Annotated in this window: 21 protein-coding genes; 7 read left to right on the top strand and 14 right to left on the bottom strand. The window is 67.8% G+C overall.

Going from position 1 to position 24727, the window contains the following annotated elements:
- Nucleotides 1–172 precede the first annotated feature (172 nt).
- The 7 genes from HWX00_RS15175 to HWX00_RS15145 form a co-directional block, all read right to left on the bottom strand.
- Entirely contained in the window at nt 173–1363 is a 1191-nt protein-coding gene (locus tag HWX00_RS15175) for an HlyD/EmrA/EmrK family protein (RefSeq protein WP_049029605.1), read from the bottom strand.
- The gene (locus tag HWX00_RS15170) at nt 1363–3177 is read right to left on the bottom strand and encodes an efflux transporter outer membrane subunit (RefSeq protein WP_175026755.1); all 1815 of its coding nucleotides are present in this window, start codon (nt 3175–3177) and stop codon (nt 1363–1365) included. The genes HWX00_RS15175 and HWX00_RS15170 overlap by 1 nt, the downstream gene beginning before the upstream one ends.
- A 2-nt stretch (nt 3178–3179) precedes the next feature.
- Nucleotides 3180–4118 (bottom strand): glycosyltransferase family 2 protein, encoded by a 939-nt coding sequence (locus tag HWX00_RS15165; RefSeq protein WP_059556911.1) that lies wholly within the window; start codon nt 4116–4118, stop codon nt 3180–3182.
- A gap of 10 nt (nt 4119–4128) precedes the next feature.
- Nucleotides 4129–5724: a DHA2 family efflux MFS transporter permease subunit gene (locus tag HWX00_RS15160; protein ID WP_034186075.1), complete on the bottom strand. Its 1596-nt coding sequence runs from the start codon at nt 5722–5724 to the stop codon at nt 4129–4131.
- Nucleotides 5721–7004 (bottom strand): glycosyltransferase, encoded by a 1284-nt coding sequence (locus HWX00_RS15155; RefSeq protein WP_175026754.1) that lies wholly within the window; start codon nt 7002–7004, stop codon nt 5721–5723. The genes HWX00_RS15160 and HWX00_RS15155 overlap by 4 nt, the downstream gene beginning before the upstream one ends.
- A 17-nt stretch (nt 7005–7021) precedes the next feature.
- On the bottom strand, nt 7022–7591 hold the full coding sequence (locus HWX00_RS15150; RefSeq protein WP_034186073.1) for a methyltransferase family protein: 570 nt from the start codon (nt 7589–7591) through the stop codon (nt 7022–7024).
- Nucleotides 7592–7658: 67 nt separating this feature from the next.
- Nucleotides 7659–8561 carry an alpha/beta fold hydrolase gene (locus tag HWX00_RS15145; protein WP_175026753.1) on the bottom strand — a complete coding sequence of 301 codons (903 nt, stop codon included), beginning with the start codon at nt 8559–8561 and terminating at the stop codon, nt 7659–7661.
- 722 nt (nt 8562–9283) lie between these two features.
- Here HWX00_RS15145 and betI point away from each other — a divergent pair.
- From betI to betA, 3 genes are read left to right on the top strand one after another with little or no spacing between them, the layout of a single operon-like run.
- Nucleotides 9284–9868 carry a transcriptional regulator BetI gene (gene betI / locus HWX00_RS15140; protein WP_034186211.1) on the top strand — a complete coding sequence of 195 codons (585 nt, stop codon included), beginning with the start codon at nt 9284–9286 and terminating at the stop codon, nt 9866–9868.
- A 32-nt stretch (nt 9869–9900) separates the two neighbouring features.
- Nucleotides 9901–11370, top strand: a complete 1470-nt coding sequence (gene betB / locus HWX00_RS15135; protein ID WP_034186071.1) for a betaine-aldehyde dehydrogenase — start codon at nt 9901–9903, stop codon at nt 11368–11370.
- Nucleotides 11371–11395: 25 nt separating this feature from the next.
- On the top strand, nt 11396–13096 hold the full coding sequence (betA, locus tag HWX00_RS15130; protein WP_175026752.1) for a choline dehydrogenase: 1701 nt from the start codon (nt 11396–11398) through the stop codon (nt 13094–13096).
- Between the two features lie 270 nt (nt 13097–13366).
- On the opposite strand, the gene HWX00_RS15125 is transcribed toward betA, so the two are convergent.
- From HWX00_RS15125 to HWX00_RS15095, 7 genes are all read right to left on the bottom strand, one after another.
- A complete protein-coding gene (locus HWX00_RS15125) occupies nt 13367–14488 on the bottom strand; it encodes a hypothetical protein (RefSeq protein WP_069245998.1) in 1122 nt (373 codons plus the stop codon).
- A gap of 209 nt (nt 14489–14697) precedes the next feature.
- On the bottom strand, nt 14698–15201 hold the full coding sequence (locus HWX00_RS15120; RefSeq protein ID WP_059556970.1) for a hypothetical protein: 504 nt from the start codon (nt 15199–15201) through the stop codon (nt 14698–14700).
- Between the two features lie 185 nt (nt 15202–15386).
- Nucleotides 15387–15890, bottom strand: a complete 504-nt coding sequence (locus HWX00_RS15115) for a hypothetical protein (protein ID WP_049035976.1) — start codon at nt 15888–15890, stop codon at nt 15387–15389.
- Nucleotides 15891–16011: 121 nt separating this feature from the next.
- Nucleotides 16012–16836 (bottom strand): OmpW/AlkL family protein, encoded by an 825-nt coding sequence (locus HWX00_RS15110; protein ID WP_034186067.1) that lies wholly within the window; start codon nt 16834–16836, stop codon nt 16012–16014.
- 74 nt (nt 16837–16910) lie between these two features.
- A complete protein-coding gene (locus HWX00_RS15105) occupies nt 16911–18164 on the bottom strand; it encodes a DUF2957 domain-containing protein (protein WP_049035971.1) in 1254 nt (417 codons plus the stop codon).
- Between the two features lie 71 nt (nt 18165–18235).
- Nucleotides 18236–19849 (bottom strand): DUF2957 domain-containing protein, encoded by a 1614-nt coding sequence (locus tag HWX00_RS15100; RefSeq protein ID WP_175026751.1) that lies wholly within the window; start codon nt 19847–19849, stop codon nt 18236–18238.
- A 620-nt stretch (nt 19850–20469) separates the two neighbouring features.
- Nucleotides 20470–20766: a cupin domain-containing protein gene (locus tag HWX00_RS15095; protein ID WP_059556917.1), complete on the bottom strand. Its 297-nt coding sequence runs from the start codon at nt 20764–20766 to the stop codon at nt 20470–20472.
- Between the two features lie 420 nt (nt 20767–21186).
- On the opposite strand from HWX00_RS15095, the gene HWX00_RS15090 reads away from it, so the two are divergent.
- The 4 genes from HWX00_RS15090 to HWX00_RS15075 all read left to right on the top strand — a co-directional run bounded on the left by HWX00_RS15090 (nt 21187) and on the right by HWX00_RS15075 (nt 24709).
- Nucleotides 21187–22131, top strand: coding sequence for an ABC transporter ATP-binding protein (locus HWX00_RS15090; RefSeq protein WP_034186209.1), 945 nt, complete (start codon nt 21187–21189; stop codon nt 22129–22131).
- A gap of 3 nt (nt 22132–22134) precedes the next feature.
- The gene (locus HWX00_RS15085) at nt 22135–22896 is read left to right on the top strand and encodes an ABC transporter permease (RefSeq protein ID WP_034186063.1); all 762 of its coding nucleotides are present in this window, start codon (nt 22135–22137) and stop codon (nt 22894–22896) included.
- A 152-nt stretch (nt 22897–23048) separates the two neighbouring features.
- Nucleotides 23049–24473, top strand: a complete 1425-nt coding sequence (locus tag HWX00_RS15080) for an MFS transporter (protein WP_069705500.1) — start codon at nt 23049–23051, stop codon at nt 24471–24473.
- Nucleotides 24470–24709 carry a hypothetical protein gene (locus tag HWX00_RS15075; RefSeq protein WP_034186061.1) on the top strand — a complete coding sequence of 80 codons (240 nt, stop codon included), beginning with the start codon at nt 24470–24472 and terminating at the stop codon, nt 24707–24709. The genes HWX00_RS15080 and HWX00_RS15075 overlap by 4 nt, the downstream gene beginning before the upstream one ends.
- The last annotated feature ends 18 nt before the right edge of the window (nt 24710–24727 follow it).

Here is a 24727-nt window from a genome sequence, read left to right as displayed (position 1 = left end):
AGTCCCGGAGGCAGGGGCGCCGATGTCTCAAACGCGACATGCGTTTGATCGACGCCGACATCGATGGCGGAAATACGAAAGTCGGACGGGAACCGCCGGGCAGGATCCGGACCAGACGCGCGGGGGTCGGACCGGCCCTCGCGGCCGGCTCTACCCCTTTCCGCGACGGGCGCTACCCGCCCAGATTCTCGCGGACGATCGAAGCGGCCGCCGCCTCCGCGTCGCTCGCGACGCCATCGTGCACGCGCGTGCTGACGGCCGGCGTCGGCGGCTCGCTGTCGAGCGCATGGCCGTTGCGGTCGTGCGTGTCGACCGTCGCACGCATCGACAGCCCGACGCGCAGCGGATGCGCGGCGAGATCGCGGGCATCGAGCGCGATCACGACCGGCACGCGCTGCACGACCTTGATCCAGTTGCCGGCCGCGTTCTGCGACGGCAGCATCGAGAAAGCGCTGCCCGTACCGGCCGAGAAGCCCTGCACGCGGCCGCGATAAGTGATCCGCGAGCCGTAGAGATCCGACACGACCTCGACCGGCTGGCCAACGCGCATGTGGCGGATCTGCCCTTCCTTGAAATTCGCCTCGATCCACAGCCGGTTGAGTTGCACAATCGACATCAGCGGCACGCCGGGCCCGACCTGCTGGCCGACCTGTACCGAGCGCTGCCCGATCGTACCGTCGACGGGCGCGACGATCGTCGTGCGCTTCAGGTTGCGGTACGCGAGCTTGAACTGCGCGGCCGCCTGCACGACGGCCGGGCTTTCGTCGACGGGCAGCTTGCTGCCGAGCGCGCGCGCCGCGTCGAGCTGGGCCTGCGCGGCCGCGAGGTTCGCCTGCGCGCCGGCCACCGCCGCGCGCGCACGCGCGAGTTCCTCGGGCGCAACGATCTCGACCGACGCGCCCGAGCGGGCGGCAAGCGCGCGCTGCGCGAGCGACAGATCGGCGCGCCGCGCATTCACGGCCTCGACGTACATCGTGTTCGAAATCCTCGCGTTCGCAACCTGCCGCACGGCCTGCGCGAGCTGCGCCTTCGCCTGCGCGAACGCGACGGACGCTTCGGTGTCGTCGAGCTTCACGAGCGTCTGCCCGGCACGCACGGCCTGCGTATCGGCCACCAGCACGTCGGTCACCGCGCCCGGGATCTGCGCGGCAACCTGCACGATGCTGCCCGCGACGTATGCGTCGTCGGTGTCTTCGTAGTAGCGGTCGCTCAACAGCCAGTAAGCGATCCACGCGATCGCGGCCAGCAGCACGATCGCGAAGAACACCGTGAAGCGCTTGCGGCGCGTCGCGCGGCGCGCATCGAGGGCCGGATCGGTCGGTGCGGCCGGCGGCGCGGCGGTATGAAGGTTGTCGTGGTGCATCAGTCGCTTTGCGTAACGATCAGTCGATCGTGCTGGAACAAGGGGATCGGCTGGGTAACCGACGGGGCCGGCGCCGAGTTCGTCGCTGCCGTGCGCGCCAGAACCGGCGTGCCGCGCAACGCCGCGTCGTCACGCCGCACGGGTGCGGTTGCAGGCACGGCCGCGACACTTGCGACACTTGCGACGGTAGCGGCCGGCGACGGGGACGCGCTCCCCGTACGCGCATCGCTCGACGGTGCGCCCGCCGCGGCAGACGCCACCGGAGCCGGCGCCCCGCGCCTGGCCGCCCCGCTGCGCGCCCGATGCACGGCCGGCGCCTGCGCCACCGTTGCGCCCGCATCGAACCCGCCGCCGAGCGCGCCGATCAGACCGACGCGCAACGCCCGCTGCCGGCCGAGCAACGCGATCATCTGCGTGCGCTCGTCGATCAGCGTGAGATCCGCGACATCGACGTCCTTCTGCATCAGCACGCCGCGCCGGTGGCGGTCGGCCGCGATCTGCACGATCTTCTGCGCGGCCGCGACCGCGTCCTGTTGCTGCGCGACGAGCGTCTGCGACGTCTGCAACGACGTGACGAGCTGCGCGACCTGCCCGAGCGCGTCGTCGACGGTCTTGTTGTACAGCCCGATCGCGACGTCGGCCTGCGCGACGTCCGCGCCAAGCTTCGCCTTCAGCCGGCCGCGATCGAAGATCGGCAGCGAGATCGCCGGGCCGACGGAGCCCGCGAGCGAATCGCGCGAGAACAGCGACGCGGGCGTCAGCGCGAACACGCCGCCGAGCGCGACGAGGTTCACGTCTGGATAGAACTGCGCGCGCGTCGAATCGGCATTCGCGAACGCGGCTTCGACGCGCAGCCGCGCGGCGACGATGTCGGGCCGGCGGCCGAGCAGATCGGCCGGCAGCTTGGCGGGCACGGCGCCGCCCGCGAACGCGCCGACGCGCGGCCGCTGCAGCGCGAGCCCGCGCTCCGGGCCGCGACCCGACAACACGCCGAGCTGCAGTTGCGCGAGCTTGATCTGCTCGTCGTTCAGCGCGATCTGTTCGAGCAGGCGGCTGCGCTTGATCGACGCGTCGCTCGCGTCGTACGCGTTGTCGAGGCCGCGCGCGGTGCGCTCGCGCAGCACGGCCGTCACGCGCTGGCTGATCGCGAGCTTCTGCTGCAACAGGTCGCGCACCGCGTACGCCTGGTCGAGCTGGCAGTACACGGTGACGATCGCGACGGCGAGCGTCAGCCGCACCTGCTCCGCTTCGACGCCAGCCGCGTCGCGCAGCGACATCAGGCTCCTGGTCGCCGCGCGGTTCTTGCCCCACAGGTCGAGCTGGTAGTTCAGCCCGACGAAGATCGACGACGGCGATACGTTCGGATCGCCGAAGATCTGCACCGGCACGCGATAGCCGCCGGCCGTCACGTCGGCGATGTCGCCCGGCTTCGGCATCCGCGCGCGGCTGATCGTGGCGCCGGCCGTGCCCGTCAACCCGGTCAGCGAATCGAATTGCTGAAGCTGTGCCTGTGCGATCCGCAACCGCGCCTGTGCGACCTGCACATCGGGACTGTTCCGCGACGCCTCGGCCACCAGCTCGTCGAGCTGCGGATCCTGGAGCTGCTTCACCCAGTCCGGTGCCGGCCATGCGCCGTTCGCACCGGGCCCGGCCGTATGCGCGAGCGCGTCGTCGGCCGGCGCACGCAGCGACAGCGAAGGCAGGAACCCCGACGGCACGCATCCGCTCAACGCGAGCAGCGCGGCGGCCGCCGCGATCGTCGCGCCGCCCCTCACGCCGCGCGCCGGTCCCGCCGCTTTCCTCGAACGCCGCATCGTCACCCCTGCCGAACGCGCTGCGCACGCGCGGCCAGACGCGGCCGCGTGCGTTCGAGCGGGCCGAGCCGGCCGAACAGGCCGTCCGCGACGCCGAACAGGATGCCGGCCAGCTTCGCGCGCTTGTCGCGCTCGACGAGCGCGATCTGCACGACCTGCCACACGGTCAGCAGGTTCGGCACGATCGCCACCGGAAAGCGCAGCCCGTACTGCATCCCGAGCTGCACCGCATTGCGTGCGCTGTAGTAGCGCCGTTGCCACGAATGATTCATCGACGTCATTTCAAAAGGGCCGATCGCGTGCCGCTGCTTCGCGCCGATCCGGTGCGGCAGCACCAGCGACGGCACGACATAGAGCGGCACGTTGCGCGACAGCGCGCGGAAACTGTATTCGGTGTCGACGTGATCGATGAACAGCGTCTCGTCGAAGCGGCCGAGCAGGTCGAACGCGTCGCGCGACACGACGCAGCCCGACGAGATCAGGAACGCGCAGCGCTGCAGCGGCGCGCCTGGCTCGATGCGCAGGCGGCGCAGGCCGATGCCGTTCGTCGCGAGTTCGGGCAGGAAGCTGCGCGCGTTTTCGTCGAAGATGCGCGGGCCGGCCAGGAACGCGCGCCCCGCGAGCCCCGCACAGACGTCGCGCATCGCCGGGAAATAGGCGGCCGGCACCGACGAATCCTGGTCGAACAGCGCGACGGCGTCGATGCGATCGCGAAACAGCGCCGCGAGCCCCGCGTTGTAAGCGCCCGCGATCCCGCCGCGATTGCCGTGATGCAGCAGCGCGATGCCTTCCCTGTCGCACAGCGCGCGCGCCCGCGCATCGGGCCGCGGCGTGTTGTCGACGACGAGCAGCGCATCGCACGCGTGCCGCCACGCGCGAAGCGCGTCGAGCTGCGCATCGCTCGGGTGATACAGGATCACGAGTGCGCCGAGTGTCGTCATGGTCTTCTCCTCAATGCCCGAACGACGCGGCCGCGCCGCGCTTCGGCCGCGTCAGCCACATCATCGCCGCGAGTGCGAGACACGTCATGCTCGCCATCCAGAACATGTCGTTGGTCGCCATCATGTACGCCTGCTGCATCACGACGTGGTGCAGCGTGGACAACTCGCGCACGCCGTCCACGCCCATCGCGTTCAGCGCGTGCACGAAGCGCTGCGTGTTCGCCGACGCGTGCGTGACCGATTGCGACACGGTGTCGTAGTGATAGGTCGCGCGGTTTTCCCACAGCGTGACGCTCATCGCGGTGCCGAACGCGGCGGACAGCGTGCGCAGGAAGTTCGACAGGCTCGACGCGGCGGCGAGCCGGTCGTCCGGAATGCGCGACAGCGTCGCCGCGGTCAGCGGAATGAAGAAGCACGGCAGCCCGATCCCCTGGATCAGCCCCGGCGCCGCGATCTGCGCGAACGTCATCTTCAGCGTGAAGTGCGCATCCCACGCGAGTACGGCCGCGAACACGAGGAAGCCGAAGGTCGCGAGCACGCGCGCGTCGAAGCGGTGCGCGTGAATCCCGACGAGAATCGAGAACACGAGCGCGAGCACGCCGAGCGACGCGGTCGCGAGCCCCGCATGAAACGCGTTGTAGCCCATCACGGCCTGCATCCACAGCGGGAACACGACACCGACCACCGAGAAGCTCATCATCCCCAGCGAGATGATCAGCACGCAGAACGAGAACGTGCGGTCGCGAAACAGGCTGAGATCGACGACGGGGTGCGCCTCGCCCGCTTCCCAGATCAGCAGCGACACGATCGCGAGCGTCGCGACCACCGCCAGCGTGACGATCAGCGGCGAATCGAACCAGCCGCGGTCGTGGCCGAGGTCGAGCATCGCCTGCAGCGAACCGACGCCGATCACGAGCAGCACGATGCCCGGCACGTCGATCGGACCGGCCGCGCCGCGTTGCGCATCGGGGCGCAGCATCGCGGTGCACACCGCGAACGAGAACAGCCCGATCGGCAGGTTGATCAGGAAGATCCACGGCCACGAGAAGTTGTCGACGATCCAGCCGCCGACCACCGGCCCGAAGATCGGCGCGAGCAGCACGGTCATCGCCCACAGCGCGAGCGCGATCGTGCGCTTGTCCGGCGGGAACGTGCGCAGCAGGATCGTCTGCGACAGCGGCACCATCGGCCCGGAACACAGCCCCTGCAGCGCGCGGCAGATCACCAGCACGTGCAGGTCGCGCGCCAGCCCGCACAGCAGGGACGTGAGCGTGAACAGCAGCACCGCGCCGACGAACAGCCGCAGCTCGCCGACGCGGCGCGCGAGCCAGCCCGTCAGCGGCACCGCGATCGCCGCCGCGACCGAGTACGAGCTGATCACCCACGTACCCTGGCTGTTCGATACGCCGAGACTGCCGGAGATCGCCGGCACCGCGACGTTCGTCACGGTCGAATCGAGCACCTCGATGAAGGTCGCGAGCGACAGCGCGAACGTCAGCAGCGCGAGGCGGATGCCGCGCACCGGCTGCGCGGCCGGCGCGGGCGCGGGCGTGTCGAACGCGGACGGCGCGACCGGCCCGTCGTGAAGCGGCGACGCGGTGCTCATGCGCCGGCCGCCGCGAGATCGGCCCGCGCGGCCAGCCGGCCGCGCTTCGGCACGAATCGTTCGATGAAATCGGCAGCCGCCTCGCAACCGTCCGGCGCGGCCGCGAGCAGCGCGCGCGTGCGCTTCGCATGCACCGCGAACGCCGGTTCGTCGAGCGCGCGCGCGAGCGCCGCGCCGAGCCGCGCACCGTCGACCGGGCCGTCGACGCGCACGCCGCAGCCGTTCGCGACGACGCGTTGCGCGTTGTCGAACTGGTCGTGCGCGAACGGCGTGACGACCTGCACGATCCCCGCCTCGCACGCGAGCGCCGCGGTGCCGATCCCGCCGTGATGCACGAGCGCGCGGCAACGCGGCAGCAGCGTACGCATCGGCACGAAGCGGCGCACGAGCAGCCGCTCGTCGCCCGGCGCCGCATCGTGCGGCGTCAGCAGGATCCCGCGCGCGCCGGTCGCGCGCAGCGCGTCCGCCACCGCGCGCGCGTAGGCCGCGTGATCGACGCGTGTCGAACCGGCCGTGAACACGACCGGGGGCTCGCCGGCCGCGAGAAACGCATCGAGTGCCACATCATCGTCGGGCGTCGCAATATCGTTGAACAGCGGAAAACCGCTCTGCAGATGGTTCGACGGCCAATCGGGCTGCGGCGGCGCGAACCAGGCGGGAAACAGGCACAGCACGCCGTCGGTGGAATGCAGCCAGCGGCCGAGCACGCGCCGCGCGGGCGCGAGCCCGAGCTCGCGGCGCACCGCGTCGAGCGCCGGGCCGCACACACGATCGAGCACCTGGCGCTCGATCAGCGTCATCAGCGCCGATTTCACCGGCAGCGGCCAGCGCGCGGGAATCGTCAGGCGCGGGTGCGTCGGCGGCGCATGCGCGGACAGCAGCGTCGACGGCGACACCTGCACCGACACGTAAGGCGTGCCATGCAGTTCCTGCATGAAGCGCGCGGAGAACGCCCACAGCGTGCCGACGAGCACCGTGTCGGCATCGGTCAGCGCATGCAGCGCGTCGTAATGCGGGCGCAGCGTCGGCGCGATCACCTGCCACAGCGTGCGGAACGACGCGCGCGGATCCCACAGTGCCGGGTTCTCCATCGCGGCGTCGTATTCGGCCGCGGTACCGACCGGCACGAACGCGAAGCCGCAGCGGCGCACGGCCGCCTCGAACGGCGCGTGCGTGCAGAACACCACGTCGTGACCGCGCGCCGCGAGCGTGCGCGCGACACCGAGCAGCGGATGCACGTCGCCCGCCGAGCCGATCGCGGTCACGATCATCTTCGCCATCGCGCGCCTCGCGGAGGTCAGTAGAAACCGGGGATCAGCGCCGCCACTTCGCGGCGGTACTGCGTGTACGCCGGCCCGAAATGACCGGTGAGCCAGCTCTCCTCGACGCGCACCTTGTACGCGAGCGACGCGAACACGAGCAGCACGCCGACCGCACCGCGCCATTCGCCGCCGATCAGCGCGGCGCCGGCGAGCGCGACCAGGCAGCCCGTATAGATCGGGTGGCGCACCAACGCGTACGGCCCCGTGCGGACGAGCTCGTGGTTCTCCTTCAGCGTGACCGACACGCTCCAGTTGGTGCCGAGATGCAACCGCGCCCACACCGAGAACAACAGACCGGCCGCCAGCACCGCAAGCCCGCACTGCGCCTGCAGCCCGAAGCGCTGCCAGTCGGGCACGAGCGCCTGCCACGACGGATCGGGCAGGATGATCAGCGCGCCGCCGACGATCAGCGGAATCGACTGCAGCGTACGCGAGCGCGACGCTTCCTTGCGCACGGTCGTCTTCACGCCCTGCGACGTGGCGATCCAGTAAGCGAGCCATGCGGCCCACGGAACGACGATGGCGATGGTCTGAACGATATTCACGGCTGGCCTGCCTCGTTGGGATGGGAATTCGGATGTGCGGGGCGAACCCGGTGCACGACGGTTGGCGTCACGACGACAGCGCGTGCATCGGCGCGGGCACGCACGCATGCGCGGCGGCGCGCGCCATGCCGGCCGCGACGCTCGCATCGCCGCAGAAGAACTCGAGCAGCGCCGTGCGCGTGCATTCGCGCTGCGCGCGGCCTTCGATGTCGAGGAAATGGCCGGCGTCCGGCACCGTCGCGAACCGTGCGCGCGACACGTGCGCGCCGAGCTGGCGCACGTCGGCCGGCGTCGTGTATTCGTCGCGCTCGCCGTTCAGGAACAGCAGCTCGCAGCCGATGTTCGAAAACTCGCTGAAGTAGCGCTCGGGCCGCAGCGACAGGATCTGGTCGACGTGGAACGCGACCTGGTCCTGCTCGTCGCGCGGCAGGCGCGTGAGATACCGGTAGTTGTACAGCTTCATGATGCGCGGCAGGTAGCGGCCGACGGTGTCGTTCAGCAGCTGCGCGGCCTTCAGGTTCTCGCCGGCCGCGATGTGATCGCGGGCACGCGTCACGTAGTCGACCATCGCGTCGTTCAGGAACGGCGAGAACGAGCAGATCGCCGCGCGACGCACGCTCGGGCAGCCGCGCGCGAGCGCGAACAGCGACGCGACGCCGCCCCACGACACCGACACGAGGAACGCCGGCGCGAAATGCTCGACCAGGTACTGGAGAATCGCGGCTTCGTCGTCCTTGGTCAGGATGCAGCAACCCGGGTTGTACTGACGCGACTGGCCCGCATACGGCAGGTCGAAGCAGATCGTGTTCATCCGCTCGCCGAGGTACTGGACGGTCTGCCCGAACGACGCCGTCGTCGCGAGCGCGCCGTTGACGAGCATCGCGGTGTCGAACGCCGGGTCGAACACGTTCCGTTCGACGTAGACCTTCAGGCCATTCGGTAGCGGGACTACGTGTTTTTCGGTCGGCATCGTCGTTCTCCGGTGGATGCGGCGTCTCGACGTCGCGGCATGCTGCAGGTGCGCAATGACAGGTGACGGCCCCGTGCGCGATCCGTCATCGCGCCCATTGCCGACGCACCGCGGCAAATGCCGGCGGCGCTCATTGATTCCTGATGGTGCGGCGCCATACTAATACGGTCGATATTACTTACTCAAGTCATTCCAACGATCCCCTCTACTCTGTTAGAAAATGCCCATGATTCAAATTTTTTCGTCAATTTCTATGGTATGCGGATTCTCCACGCGGGCGGACGCAATCGTTTGCGAGCAATCCGGAGAAGCGCTCGAAAAATCGATATTCTTGTTTTAATTCAAATACATAATATGTTTTAATCGCCTGATTAAAACGGTTTCATGAAAGCTGCACGTATTCACGATCCGAATTGACGATTTCACATTGCGAATAATCTTACATATTTCGACACTCTTTCGTTTTGTAATGCACAGGAAGTGGAAATTTTCCCTCGCATTGCGTCATCTTTTCGGAATCCGTTTTAAACAGATTTCAATTTAATTAACCTTCTTTCAATGCATTTTTCCGCACCCGCACATGACCGCGGAGGCGACGCGGCACCCGTCGCGGCGTGCTGTTTCGCCGTCGGACCCTGATTTTTTGTTGATTGAACGATCAATAAAAAACCGCTAAGCTTTCGACTTCCATGAACGGCCCCGTCCGGGCGAAGGGAGTCGCGATGCCGAAAGTCGGAATGCGGGAGATCCGCCGCGCGCAGTTGATCGATGCCACGCTGCGCTCGATCGACGAAGCGGGCCTGCCCGGCACGACGCTCGCCTCGGTCGCGCAACGCGCGAACATCTCGACGGGCATCGTCAGCCACTACTTCGGCGACAAGGACGGCCTGCTCGAAGCGACGATGCGGCACGTGCTGCGCGACCTGTGGTCGGCCACCACGCGCCGCCGCACGGCCGCGCGCAAGGATCCGCGTTCGCGGCTGCGCGCGATCGTCGCCGCGAACTTCGACGATACGCAGGTCAGCGCCCCCGTGATGAAGACGTGGCTCGCGTTCTGGTCGCAGAGCATGCACGACCCGATGCTCAAGCGCCTGCAGCACGTCAACACGCGGCGCCTCCATTCGAACCTGTGCGCCGAGTTCGCGAAGGCCTTGCCGCGCACGAAAGCGCGCGAAGCCGCCAGCGGCCTCGCCGCGCTGATCGACGGCCTGTGGCTGCGCGGCGCGCTCGCCGGCGGCCCGATCGACACCCGGGCTGCACTGAAGCTCGCCCACGATTACATCGACCTGCTGCTCGCGTCCGCCTGACGCGTCACGCAGTCGCCTACCAGGAGATCCTCATGTCCGTATACGGTTTGCAGCGCCTCTACATCGGCGGCGGTTACGTCGACGCCACGAGCGGCAAGACTTTCGACACCTTCGATCCCGCCACCGGCGAACTGCTCGCCCAGGTGCAGCAGGCAAGCGCGGCCGACGTCGAGCGCGCCGTCGCGTCCGCGCAGGAAGGCCAGCGCGAATGGGCCGCGATGACCGCGATGCAGCGCTCGCGCATCCTGCGCCGCGCGGTCGACCTGCTGCGCGAACGCAACGACGAACTCGCGGCGATCGAAACGCGCGACACCGGCAAGCCGATCGGCGAGACGCTCGCGGTCGACATCGTCACCGGCGCGGACGTGATCGAGTACTACGCGGGCCTCGCGACCGCGATCGAGGGGCTGCAGGTGCCGCTGCGCGCCGAGTCGTTCGTCTACACGCGCCGCGAGCCGCTGGGCGTGTGCGCGGGCATCGGCGCGTGGAACTACCCGATCCAGATCGCGTGCTGGAAGACCGCGCCCGCGCTCGCGGCCGGCAATGCGATGGTGTTCAAGCCGAGCGAGGTCACGCCGCTGACCGCGCTGAAGCTCGCGGAAATCTATACGGAAGCCGGCGTGCCGGCCGGCGTGTTCAACGTCGTGCAGGGCGACGGCTCGGTCGGCGCGCTGCTGACGGGCCACCCGGACATCGCGAAGGTGTCGTTCACGGGCGGCGTCGAGACGGGCAAGAAAGTGATGTCGCTGGCCGGCGCCTCGTCGCTGAAGGAAGTGACGATGGAACTCGGCGGCAAGTCGCCGCTGATCGTGTTCGACGATGCGGACCTCGATCGTGCGGCCGACATCGCCGTGACCGCCAACTTCTTCAGCTCGGGCCAGGTCTGCACGAACGGCACGCGCGTGTTCGTGCACCGCTCGATCAAGGATGCGTTCACGCAAAAGGTGCTCGAACGCGTGAAGCGCATCCGCGTCGGCAAGCCGACCGATGCCGACACCAACTTCGGCCCGCTCGTGTCGGCCGCGCAGCTCGACAAGGTGCTCGGCTTCATCGAGAGCGGCAAGGCCGAAGGCGCGAAGCTGCTCGCGGGCGGCACCCGCCTGACCGACGGCCACTTCGCGAACGGCCAGTACGTCGCGCCGACCGTGTTCGGCGATTGCCGCGACGACATGAGGATCGTGCGCGAGGAAATCTTCGGGCCGGTGATGAGCATCCTCGATTTCGAATCGGAAGACGAAGTGATCGCCCGCGCGAACGACACGCACTACGGCCTCGCGGCCGGCGTCGTGACCGAGAACCTGTCGCGCGCGCACCGCACGATCCATCGCCTCGAAGCCGGCATCTGCTGGATCAACACGTGGGGCGAATCGCCGGCCGAAATGCCGGTTGGCGGATACAAGCAATCCGGTGTCGGACGCGAGAACGGCATCACGACGCTCGAGCACTACACTCGAATCAAGTCGGTGCAGGTCGAGCTCGGCCGCTACAACCCGGTGTTTTGAGGATCACGAAAGGAGATTGACCGTCATGACGACACGCGAATACGACTACATCATCTGCGGCGCCGGTTCCGCGGGCAACGTGCTCGCAACGCGCCTGACGGAAGATCCGGACGTCACGGTGCTGCTGCTCGAAGCCGGTGGCCCCGACTACCGCTTCGACTTCCGCACGCAGATGCCGGCCGCCCTCGCCTACCCGCTGCAGGGCCGCCGCTACAACTGGGCGTACGAGACCGACCCCGAGCCGCACATGGACAACCGCCGGATGGAATGCGGCCGCGGCAAGGGGCTCGGCGGCTCGTCGCTGATCAACGGGATGTGCTACATCCGCGGCAACGCGCTCGACTACGACAACTGGTCGACGCACAAGGGCCTCGAGAACTGGACGTATCTCGACTGCCTGCCGTACTTCAAGAAAGCCGAGACGCGCGACGTCGGCCCGAACGACTATCACGGCGGCAGCGGCCCCGTGTCGGTCACGACCAGCAAGCCGGGCGTGAACCCGCTGTTCGAGGCGATGGTCGATGCGGGTGTGCAGGCCGGCTATCCGCGCACCGACGACCTGAACGGTTACCAGCAGGAAGGCTTCGGCCCGATGGACCGCACGGTCACGCCGAAGGGCCGCCGCGCGAGCACCGCGCGCGGCTACCTCGACCAGGCGAAGGTGCGGCCGAACCTCGAGATCGTCACGCATGCGCTCGCCGACCGCATCCTGTTCGACGGCAAGCGCGCGTCGGGCGTCACGTACCTGCGCGGCAGCGAGCGCGCGAGCGCGCATGCACGCCGCGAAGTGCTCGTGTGCAGCGGCGCGATCGCGTCGCCGCAGCTGCTGCAACGCTCGGGCGTCGGCCCCGGCGCGTGGCTGAAGGAACTGGACATCCCGGTCGTGCTCGACCTGCCGGGTGTCGGCCAGAACCTGCAGGACCACCTGGAGATGTACATCCAGTACGAGTGCACGGAGCCCGTCTCGCTGTACCCGGCGCTCAAGTGGTGGAACCAGCCGAAGATCGGCCTCGAATGGATGCTGAACGGCACGGGCCTCGGCGCGAGCAACCACTTCGAGGCGGGCGGCTTCATCCGCACGCGCGACGACGACCTCTGGCCGAACATCCAGTATCACTTCCTGCCGGTGGCGATCAACTACAACGGCTCGAACGCGATCGAGATGCACGGCTTCCAGGCGCACGTCGGCTCGATGCGCTCGCCGAGCCGCGGCCGCGTGAAGCTGCGCTCGCGCGACCCGAACGACCATCCGAGCATCCTGTTCAACTACATGGCCGAAGCGCTCGACTGGCGCGAGTTCCGCGACGCGATCCGCGCGACGCGCGAGATCATGCGCCAGCCCGCGCTCGACCGCTATCGCGGCCGCGAGCTGAACCCGGGTGCCGACTGCAAGAGCGACAAGGAACTCGACGCGTTCGTGCGCGCCCGCGCGGAGACCGCGTTCCATCCGTCGTGCTCGTGCAAGATGGGTTACGACGACATGGCCGTGGTCGATGAAGAAGGCCGCGTCCACGGGCTCGAAGGGCTGCGTGTGGTCGATGCGTCGATCATGCCGATCATCACGACCGGCAACCTGAACGCGCCGACGATCATGATCGCCGAGAAGATTGCCGACAAGATCCGCGGCCGCCAGCCGCTCGCGCGGGTCGACGTCCCTTACTTCGTCGCGAACGGCGCGATGGCGAGAAACGTCGCGAAGGCCGTGCGGCAGCCCGAGACGGTCTGACGACGGCGGGCGCGCTGCCCGAACCTGGATGGTGTCCTGATGAAACGCCGCCGATCGCGATGGTCGGCGGCATCACATACTGCGTCCGGTCGATGGAGCGCGGAACCGAGGCGTTGCGCGGCCGGTCGGCGCGGCAGTCGTGCGGTCGCACGACGCGGCCCATGGCGTGACGCCGCGCCCGCACGTGCCAACGCGGCCCGGGATGTCGCCCCGGGGCGAGCGCCTGCGCGCGAGGCGGTGCCGGCCGTTTCATCCAGGCCAAGCCCCCCGTCAGCCGGCCTTGCTCCCGTCTTCGCCTGAGCGGGAAATCGTCACGCCCCGCGTGCGCACCCGCTTGCCGCGGACGATCGGATTCCAGCGCGACGTCAGGCTCATCGCGTCGCGCAGGCGGTCGAACGCGATATCCTCCGTCGACCCGAAGCGGCTGACCGCCGGCCACGCGAGCACGTGGTCGAGCCACGCCTGCCAGGTATCGCCGTGGAAGCGACCGCCGATTTCCCGCACCGTATCCGGTGCGGCGATCGCGATGCCCGCCAGCAGGTAGCAGGCCCAGAAGCTGCCCGCGCCGACGAGTCGATCGAGCCGGCAAACGGCGAGCGCGGCAAGCAGCCCGTCCATCGACGCGAGATCGGCGCGATGCGTACGGATCGCCCGCGCGACGAGATTGTGCTGCCCGCCGTACGCCTGAACCGACACGCCGTTGCCGGCCGCGAGCCCGGCCGAGAACATCGCGAGCGCGGCCATCTCGTCGATGCGCGCCGCGTCGTCTCGCGGGCCGCATGCGCGCAGCACGATCGCGTCGATGACGGCACCGGGGTGGGTCGGCGTTTCCCCGTTCGCTGCCGCGATAGCGGTCAGCCTTTCTCTCGGGTTCTTCGCAGGCGGCATCTCGCGCGGCCCGTCAGGTGGGTTCGCGACGCGTTCTCGCGCGTCTTCGCCGTGGCGTTCGACGCCGCCGGCAATGCGTTCGAGCGCGGCCCAGCCGATGTCGGGATCGTCGAATGCGCACGCCTCGATCACGCCGTGCGCGGAGTCGAATACGGCACGCGAGCCCGGGCAGCAACGTTCGGCCTCGGCGAGTTGACGGACGGAAGGCACATGCGAGCACGCGCCGAGCGGATCGGCCGGGTCGCACGCGCAGCCGCCGCCGTCCGACGCGCTCCACGGGACGAGCCGGTGGAGCGCGGCCGCCGCTTCGCGCGACAGGCGCGTGCCGGTTCCCGCGCGCGTCGTGTACGACGCGGCGACGGCCGTGTCGCCGGCATCGCGCGCGGTCATCGTGCAGGACGCCGTGTCGAGATGGTCGATCAGGTATTGCAGCCACGCGGCGGTGCGCAGCCGGTCGGGCGTCGCGTCGCGGGCATCGCCATACTTTGCTGGATCGGTAAGCATGGTTCCGGCCAATTGGAATCGTTTTGTTTCGATCGAATCGGGGAAGCGCAGTACGTCACGCCCGCCCCGCGGGTCCGCCCATGCCGGATCGCGACACGGGCGGCTCGGCCGGCACGCGGATAAGCGCGACGACGCGAATACATCGAGGAAGCGAACATGGCCGCGTGCGAACCGCACGATCCTCGCGCACGGCTGGCGCTCCGCGACGGTTACTGCACGTGGAGCTTCGGCGACGCGACGAGCGTGCCGGCCAACCTGCAGTCCGGCGCCCATTCGGCCTGGTTGAAGGTCAGCGACGCGTTCGAATCGTTCCACGCCGCCACGAGCTTGTCGGGACCGCAAGAACCCAGCAGCGTGAAGGTCACCTGCGCATCGTTGATCGACAGCTGTGTCGCGCTGTCCACCTGCCCCGTCCACGGCGCGGCGCTGCTCGCCGTACTGCTGATCAGCGGGCACCAGTTGCCTCCGCCGAACTGCGCCGACGTGATGCGGATCACGCCCGCCGGCGTGATCGTTCCGTTGAACGTCACCGCGCAGTTGGTGTTGATCGCCTTCTTGCCGAGCGTGGTCATTCCCGTCGCGGAGAACGGTTCGCCGTTCGGATTCATCGGCTGACCGTCCGCGCGAGAAACCGTCACGGCAAAGGCGGGCGCGGCCAAAACCGCGGTGAACACCACGGCAGCGACACGCGATGCGATTGGACGAATGTTCATCTGCATTGCCCTCTCTCTTTTTTGATATGAATGGCGGCACACCGGCAGAAACGACCGCGCCGCCGAATGAATCCGGCCGCCGCGCCGATACACGCGACGGCACGAACCCATCGAAGCCGCGGAAACCCGCCGCACATGCCGCACGGCCCTCGTGCGCGGCGGGTTCCGCTTCGATCGCCCGGCGTTTACTGCACGTGGAACTTCGGCGACGTGGCGACCGTGCCGCTCACCGTGCAATCCGGCGTCAGCGCGGACTTGTCGAAGGTCAGCGACGAGTTCGAATCGCTCCACGCCGTCACGACCTTGCTCGGCCCGCAGGTACCGAGCAACGTGACGTTCACCTTCACGTTGTTGATCGACAACTGCGTCGTGCTGTCGGCCTGGCCCGTCCACGGCGACGTGCTGCTCGCGCTGCCGCTGATCAGGCCGCACGTCGCGCCGCCCGAGAACGTCGTCGACGTGATGTTGACGATGCCGGTCGACGTGATCGTGCCGTTGAAGGTCGCGTTGCAGTTCGCGTTGATCGACCCCTTGGCCAGCGCCGTCAGCCCCGACGCCGAGAACGGCTCGCCGTTCGGATTCATCGGCTGGCCGTCGGCACGCGAAACGGTGACGGCGAAAACAGGCGCGGCCGAAACCGCGGTGAAAGCCACTGCAGCAACAAGCGATACGATTTTGCGAATGCTCATTTGAACTGCCCCCTCTCTTCACAAATGGCGGCACGCCGCCAGGAACGCGACCTTCCGGCCGGAACGATCCGGCCAGCCGGGCGCAGGAAACCGCCGGCACGCGTCATGCGCGCCGGTCGGCTCAGAACTTGTAGGAAATCCCGACGAACGTGATCAGCGGATCGGCCTTCAGCCGCGTGCGCGTGGTCGCGAGCGTCGAGCCGTCGGCCGCCTTGATCACGAGCGACGAGTAGGTCTTCAGCGGCATATAGGTCAGCGTCGCCGTCAGCCCCCAGTGCTTGTCGATCGCATAGCTCGCGCCGACGTTGTAGACCGGCGTGAACGACGACGACGCCTTGCCCTCCACCGACGTCGCGCCCGGCTTGCCGGCGCCGGCCGCGAGCACGCTGCCGAGGTTCTCGTTGATGTCCTTCGCGAAGTTGCCGTTCAGTTCGATGTTGCTGAACCAGCTGTAGGCCACACCGATCCCGACGAACGGGCGGAACTTCGCCGTCGGCGCATTGAAGTAGTACTGCAGGATGATCGTCGGGCTCCACTGCCGCGCGTTCTTCACGGCCGGCTGGTTCGCCGACTTGTCCATGTCGACGTTGCCAAGCGCGCCGGCCGGGCCCGGCGGCTTGATCACGCCGTGGCCGGTCAGCGTGAACTCGGGCGGCACGCCGAGCACCGACGTCACCGCGATGTGGTCGGTGAAGAAGTGCGTGAGCGTGAGGCCGACCGTATCGGCATTGTTGACCGTCAGGCTCGTGCCCGGCGACGTGAACGAGCCAGGCAGGCGAAGCGGCCCGTTGATCGGCATGCTCGCGAGATTCGTCGTCAACCCGTTGGTCGAATCCTGCGGCATGATGTGCAGCCAGCCCAGCGTCGCGACGTTGTCGCCCGCCTGCTGGGCCGATGCGAGCGTCGACGCGACTGCGGCGACACCCGCGACAATCAGCTTCTTCATGAAGTCTCCCCCTCGTTCTGTCGGGGCGCCGCGCATCCGCGCGCGGCGCCACCGTGTCTCCATCCAGGCGTGCGTCACTGCACGAACGCGCCGACCGTGAAGTACGGGTTGCTCGTATCGGCCATGTCGAGGAACCCGAACACGCCGCCGGTGAACACGAACTTGCCGGTTGCCGGCCCCGACGCCGCATCCGCGTGCACGGTCGTCACGACGCCCGGCACCTTCTGCGTGTAGTCGAGGTTCAGCGCGCGCGTGAGCGCGGCCTGCGACGCGTTGAACGGATCGAGCAGCGTGGCCTGCGCGCCGACGAGCGCGGTCGCGCGGTAGTTGAACGCGCTGTCGACGCCCGTGTACTCGCCGTCCTGCGAGCCCTGCGCGATCGCCGTCTGCGGGCTCAGGAACGAGATGCCCGATTCGTCGTCCGCGCTCGGCGGGCCTTGCGTGAGGTCCGCGTTCGCGGCGCCGGTGCGGATGAAGATCGGCACGAGCTGGTTGCGCAGCTTGCCGACGATCAGGATTCCCTTGCCGGCCTTCGCCGGATCGAGCGCGGCGAGCGTCGGCGGAATCTGCGGCTGATAGTTGAGCGACTGGAACGCCGGCGCATCGGGGCGCAGCGTGAACGGCTGGTTCACGGTCGCGCTCGACGCGAGCGGCAACCCGCCGTTCTTCTTGCCGAAGTTGTCGGTTTCCGTATAACTGCCGTCCGCGTTGATCGTCACCTTCTGGTCGAGCGCCACCGGCTGGAAGTTCTGCGACGGCACCTGGTGATAGCCGAGCTGGTTGTACGTGCCGGCGATCTTCGTCAGGTCGGTTTCCAGCGACGAGAAGCTGATGAACGGGTAATACGGGAACGTCGTCTTCGGGATCTTGCCGACGCCGATCACGCCGTCGAACTGGATCGTCGCGCCGGGAATCGCGCCGCCCAGCACGCCTTCGCCGAGGAACAGCCGCGCGGGCCGGCTCGGGTCGAGGCTCGCGTTCTGCATCCGGAACGTGCACTGGTTCAGCTTCACCGTCGGCAGCCCCGTTTCGTCGGCCAGCGTGCCGTCGACCACATTGGCGGGCGCCGTGTCGCGCGTCGGCTGCACGGTGCCGGTGGTGGTCGGCACCGGCGACGCGAGGTAGGTCATCCGGTACGTCATCTTCGTCGTGTCGAGCTGCACCTTCACGAGCTCGCCCGACCCCGACCCGCCGATGAATACCGTGTTGTAGTCGATCGTCTGCGGACACAGCCGGACCACCGGCGCGGGCGGCGGGTCGCCGTCGCCGCCGCATGCGGCCAGCACGGGCGCGAGCGATGCCGCGGCCATCCATTGCTTCACATTCATAGGAATCCTCTTGAAATTCGATTCGCCGGCGGCGACGCATGCGCCGCCGGTGTTACGTGTTCAATGCAGGGTTACTGGACGAACGCGCCGACCGTGAAGAACGGGTTGACCTTGTTGTTGTTGACGACCATCGCGTAGACGTTGCCGGCCGTCACGAGCCAGCCGGTGTCGCCCTTGCTGAAGATCGCCACGTTGCCGTTCGCGCCCTTCGCGTTGAAGTCCTGCGTGGCGGTCACCTTGATCTTGCCGGGCGTGGCCTGCGTATAGTCGAGCGCGAACTGCGAGGTGACCGACGACGTCTGCGGATCGATGAATGCCGCGGTATTGCCCTGGAACAGCGTGGACGTATAGTTCGCAGCCAGCGTCGACACGGCGGTACCGTCGTTGCAGGTGCCCGCTTCCGTCAGGAAGGTGCCGTTGACGAAACTGCCGGGCAGCTCCGGATGCGGCACGTTCGGATTGAAGCTCGGGCCCGCCGTCGGGAAGAAGGTCGTCGTGCCGGGAGACGTCACGATGCCGCAGGCGGAGGCGCTGGTCGCGCCGATGTAGCCGCCTTTCAGCGAATTCGCGGCGATCGCGGTGGTCGACGACAGCATCGAGATACCGACTTCGGCATCGGCGACGGAGGCGAGCAGATTGGTCGCATCGACATACGTGTAGCCGACGCGAATCACGACCGGTATCCGTACGCCATTCAGCTTGCCGACGATCATGATGCCTTTGGCCTGGCTCGACGCAAGAAGGATGAGCGACGACCCCTGCCCCGCGATCGGATACGAGAGCACGCCAAACGCGTTCGGCAGCCCGTTGCTCACGAACACGTTGTCGGCCGACCCGTCCGCATTCTTGCGCAGCGTCCACGGCGTCCCGGTCGTCTGGCACGAGTAGTCGCTGCCCGGGGTGATCGTGCACGAACCGTCCGCATTGAGCGTCTGGTTCCAGTTGACGACGTCCGGTTCCCAGCCGATTGGCCCGGGCGCGCTCTGCCCGCCCCCGCCGAGCGGCGACAGATGGATGCCTACCTCGTTGTAATTGCCCGCAACCTTCGAAAAATCGGTTTCCGTTTCGATGAAGCCGATGAACGGATAGAAATCGAACGTGCGCGACGGCACGTAGCCGATGGGCAACGGAGCGCCGAGGTCGATGCCCTTGAACGCGATCGTCGCCCCCGGAATCCCGCCGCCCACGACACCATTGCCGACGAACAGCATCGGCGGATCGGCGCGATTGATCGTCACCGCATACGCGCCGTCGCTCGTCGCGCCGCTGTCGAGCACGAACGCGCAGCGGTTCTGCTCGGCCGTCGGGAGGTTGGTCGGATGATGGAACGCGCCGCTGATCGTCAGGCCCGCGCGCGTGTTGTTGACTTGCCCTGCCGACGTCGGCACCGACGATTCGATGAACTGCATCTGGTAGGTGAGCTTCGTCGTGTCGAACTTCACCTTCACGTACTCGCCGCTGCCGGCGCCGCCCGTATACGTCGTCATGTAATCGAGCGCGTCCGGACACAGCTTCGCCACGACGGGCGGCGTCGTTTCGGCGCCGCTCGGTCCGCAGGCGCTGCCCGAGCACTGCGGCACGTTGATCGGCCCCGGATCGTCGCCGCCGCCGCAACCGGCGACGAACGGCAGCACCAGCACCGCGCACGACAGGATCGCCTTCCGCCATTCAGGAATGCAAATCATCAACCCCTCCTTTTGAGGTACGACAAGTCTCGTCCGGCCAGGCTGCATGGCCCGCCGGTTGGTATCGCGCCGCCGCCCGAACGCGCGGCGCATGACAATGCGCGCCAGACGGCCGCGATGCCGGTCAGGCATGTGCGGCACACGCCGCGGCGGCAGACAAGCGCGGTCCCGCAGCGCCGTCATGCGGCACGGCGCCGTCGGAACGATCGGAACGGAAAGTGGTTCGCCGCGCTACACGGCGAGGTGACGACGCAGGCACGCGACCTGCGTCGCGCCTGCATGCAGCGAAAAATCGGGAAACGGCAGTCCGGCTGGCCCCGCGGATGGGCGTCTCATGGTGTGGTCTCCATACGTACGCTTGATTCGTTATCGTGATGCGTCGTTTGTCGAGACTATGATCGGACCATTCAAACAAGTAAATGGATGCAGAGTTCCAAACGAATGAACCCGCGCGATCCTAGCGTTTACACGGTATTTAACAGATTTTCAAACAGCCTTCATTTTATTTGCTCAGACAAATACCCGGGCTGTGGAACACGCGTTTGAACGGCACTCGCGCAATCCGCGCCGAGCCAGGCCAGGCGGCCTTCAGCGGCCCGCACGCATGTTGCGGCGCAACCTCAAACGTCGATGATCGCGAGCGTGCCGTGGCTGCCGGGCAGCACCGCGTGACGTATCCCGGCGCGCGCGAGATACATCTGCCCGGCCCCGACCACCACCGTCTCACCGTCAACCTCGAGCATCAGCGTGCCGTCGAGCACCAGCAGCCCCTCGTTGTAGTCGTGCACTTCCGCGTCGTACGGCTGCGCATCCATGCGCAGTACCTTGATCCGGGCCGGCCCGACCTCGCCGACGATCGTGGATTTCCATGCGGCGGCCTGCGCGGCGGCCACGGACTTGAAATCGACCAAAGACATGCGCCCGCTCCATGAACGATGAAAGGAACGCATTATCGCGAGCGCGATGCGTGCCGTCCCGGTACGGCGCAAGGGTCTTCCGGCAGCACAGTCGACGTGCCGCAACGGCGGAACCACGGTCGCGGCGGGAATCATGAGAAATACGGCAAATTGTTCGCTCAATTTAAATAAAACACGTATTTGCTGATCGATGTACGGCCGATTCATGCAAATCCGGCGCCGGCAATACGCGGCCTTTCCACCGGAATGCATTTCGATCTACCGATTGCTAATATGGCGGTCCTGCGATCCCGCACCACAACGTCGTTCGACATGACGCCCGACCGCCATGCCGTCCCCGGTCCCGGCCGCTTCGCAGCGGCGGCGACGCCGGGCACGCGCGGCGCGGCGTCGCGCCGGCCGGCCGTACCATCCGTGAGCATGCAACCGATCCTTTCCGTCTCCGACCTCTCCAAGACTTACGCGTCCGGCTTCCAGGCGCTGAAGCACGTGACCCTCGACATCCGCCCCGGCGAAATCTTCGCGCTGCTCGGGCCGAACGGCGCCGGCAAGACCACGCTGATCGGCTCGATCTGCGGCATCGTCACGCCGACCGAAGGCCGCGTGACGGTCGGCGGTCACGACATCCGCGATCAATACCGCGCGGCCCGCGAAATGATCGGCCTCGTGCCGCAGGAGCTGACCACCGACGCGTTCGAAAGCGTCTGGGCGACCGTGTCGTTCAGCCGCGGGCTGTTCGGCAAGGCGCCCGATCCCGCGTATATCGAGAAGACGCTGAAGGCGTTGTCGCTGTGGGACAAGCGCGACAACAAGCTGATGACGCTGTCGGGCGGCATGAAGCGCCGCGTGATGATCGCGAAGGCGCTGTCGCACGAGCCGCGCATCCTGTTCCTCGACGAGCCGACGGCCGGCGTCGACGTCGAGTTGCGCCGCGACATGTGGAAGCTCGTCGATTCGCTGCGCGAAAGCGGCGTGACGATCCTGCTGACCACGCACTACATCGAGGAAGCCGAAGAGATGGCCGACCGGATCGGCATCATCCTCGGCGGCGAGCTCGTGCTCGTCGAGGAAAAACGCGAGCTGATGCGCAAGCTCGGCAAGAAGCAGCTGACCGTGCAACTCGAGCACCCGCTCGCGGAGGTGCCGCCCGCGCTCGCGCCGTTCGGGCTCGAACGCGCGGACGACGGCGCCGCGCTCGTCTACACGTACGACTCGCAGCGCGACGACGCGAGCATCGCGAAACTGATCGGCGCGCTCGGCTCGGCCGGCATCGGCTTTCGCGACCTGCACACGACGCAGAGTTCGCTCGAGGACATCTTCGTCAGCCTGATCGACAACCGCCGCAACGGCGTGCAAGGAGCCTGACGCATGAACTGGCATGGAATCCGCGCGATCTACCGCGCAGAAATGGCCCGCACGCGCCGTACGCTGATGCAGAGCATCATCGCGCCGGTGATCTCGACGTCGCTGTATTTCGTCGTGTTCGGCTCCGCGATCGGCTCGCGCATCAGCGACGTGAACGGGATCGGCTACGGGTCGTTCATCGTGCCGGGGCTCGTGATGCTGTCGCTGCTGTCGCAGAGCATCTCGAACGCATCGTTCGGCATCTACTTCCCGCGCTTCACCGGCACGATCTACGAGATCCTGTCCGCGCCCGTGTCGTACTGGGAGATCGTGATCGCCTACGTCGGCGCGGCCGCGTCGAAGTCGATGCTGCTCGGCGTGATCATCCTCGCCACGGCCGGCCTGTTCGTGCCGCTGCACATCCTGCATCCGTTCTGGATGGTGCTGTTCCTCGTGCTGACGGCGATCACGTTCAGCCTGTTCGGCTTCGTGATCGGCATCTGGGCCGACAGCTTCGAGAAACTGCAGCTCGTGCCGTTGCTGATCATCACGCCGCTCACGTTCCTCGGCGGCAGCTTCTACTCGGTCGACATGCTGCCGCCCGCATGGCGCGTCGTCACGCTGTTCAACCCGATCGTCTACCTGATCAGCGGCTTCCGCTGGTCGTTCTACGGGCTGGCCGACGTGCACGTGTGGATCAGCCTCGCCGCGACCGGGCTGTTCCTCGTGATCCTGCTCGCGATCGTCGCGTGGATGTTCCGCACCGGATACAAGCTGAAGAATTGACGGCGCACGCGCCGCCGCGCCGATGACGCATTTGGGCAAGCAGGCGGCGTTTTTCCTCTGATGCGGCAGTTTGTGGTCGCGTCTACTGAACGTGAAGCATCGGGGCCCTGGAGCATGCGCTGCGCGGCCCCTTTTTCATTTCAGAGGACGCCATGCCCGCCGCCACCGCTCCCGTCTCCGCCGCCGCCCGGCTCGAACGCCTGCCGTTCTCCGGCTATCACAAGCGCATCTTCTTCATCATCGCGATCGCGTTCTTCTTCGACTCGGTCGACCTCGGCACGATGACGTTCGTGCTCGGCTCGATCCGCAAGGAGTTCGGGCTGTCGACCGCGGCCGCCGGCCTCGTCGCGAGCGCGAGCTTCTTCGGGATGGTGCTCGGCGCGGCCGTCGCCGGCCTGCTCGCCGACCGCTTCGGCCGCCGGCCCGTGTTCCAGTGGAGCATGGTGCTGTGGGGTGCCGCGTCGTACCTGTGCTCGACCGCGCAGAGCGTCGACGCGCTGATCGTCTACCGCGTGCTGCTCGGCATCGGGATGGGCATGGAATTCCCGGTCGCGCAGACGCTGCTGTCCGAGTTCGTGCCGACCGAGAAGCGCGGCCGCCTGATCGCGCTGATGGACGGCTTCTGGCCGCTCGGCTTCATCACGGCCGGCGTCGTCGCGTACTTCGTGCTGCCGCAGTTCGGCTGGCGCACCGTGTTCGCGCTGCTCGCGATTCCCGCGGTATTCGTGCTCGTCGTGCGCCGCATCGTGCCCGAATCGCCGCGCTGGCTCGAGCACGCGGGCCGGCACGCGGAAGCCGACACGGTGATGCACGCGATCGAGGCGAAAGTGATGCGCTCGGCCGGCGTCACGACGCTGCCGCCGCCGTCGCGACTCGCGGAACCGGTCGTCGCACGCGGCCACGGCGCGCTGCGCGAGATCTGGAGCGGCGTGTACCGTCGCCGCACGGTGATGGTGTGGCTGCTGTGGTTCTTCGCGCTGCTCGGCTTCTACGGCCTCACGTCGTGGCTCGGCGCCCTGCTGCAGCAAGCCGGCTTCGAAGTCACGAAATCGGTGTTCTATACGGTACTGATCTCGCTGGGCGGCGTGCCGGGGTTCCTGTGCGCCGCATGGCTCGTCGAGCGCTGGGGGCGCAAGCCGACCTGCATCGCGTCGCTGATCGGCGGCGGCGCGATGGCGTATGCCTACGGCCAGAGCGCGCTGTACGGCGGCAGCACGACGCTGCTGATCGTCACGGGCCTCGCGATGCAGTTCTTCCTGTTCGGGATGTGGGCCGCGCTGTACACGTACACGCCCGAACTGTACGGCACCGGCGCGCGCGCGACGGGGTCGGGCTTCGCGTCGGCGATCGGACGCGTCGGTTCGCTGATCGGGCCTTACGTGGTCGGTATCGTGCTGCCGATCTTCGGCCAGGGCGGCGTGTTCACGCTCGGCGCGCTGTCGTTCGTCGCGGCGGCGATCGCCGTGTGGACGCTCGGGATCGAGACGAAGGGCCTCGCGCTGGAACAACTGGCGGCCGGCGACGCGGCCGGGGGCAGCGGCCGGTATCCGGCGGCGGCGGCGGACAAGGTGTCGTGATCGCCGGGGTTCGCTTTCAGGCCGGGAACGCGTTCAGCGCCGTTCCCGGCCGCTGCGTCAACCGTCAGGCTTCGCGCCCGTGGCCGGTCATCCTCGAATCGATCCGGCGCCCGGACGACCTGCCGTCGCTCGCGCACGTGGCGAACGCGCCGCGGCGGATCCCGGCACCCGATCTCGGCCTCTTCCTGCCGATACCCGGCGCGACGATCGCGCACTGCGAAGCCGCCGCCGCGTAAGCCGCGGAGGCGGCAATT

Origin of the sequence: Burkholderia seminalis DSM 23518, from assembly GCF_902832885.1 — a bacterium.
Classification (GTDB): domain Bacteria; phylum Pseudomonadota; class Gammaproteobacteria; order Burkholderiales; family Burkholderiaceae; genus Burkholderia; species Burkholderia seminalis.
The sequence above is the reverse complement of the archived record's forward strand: the minus strand, read 5'-3'. Positions and strand labels throughout refer to the sequence as shown.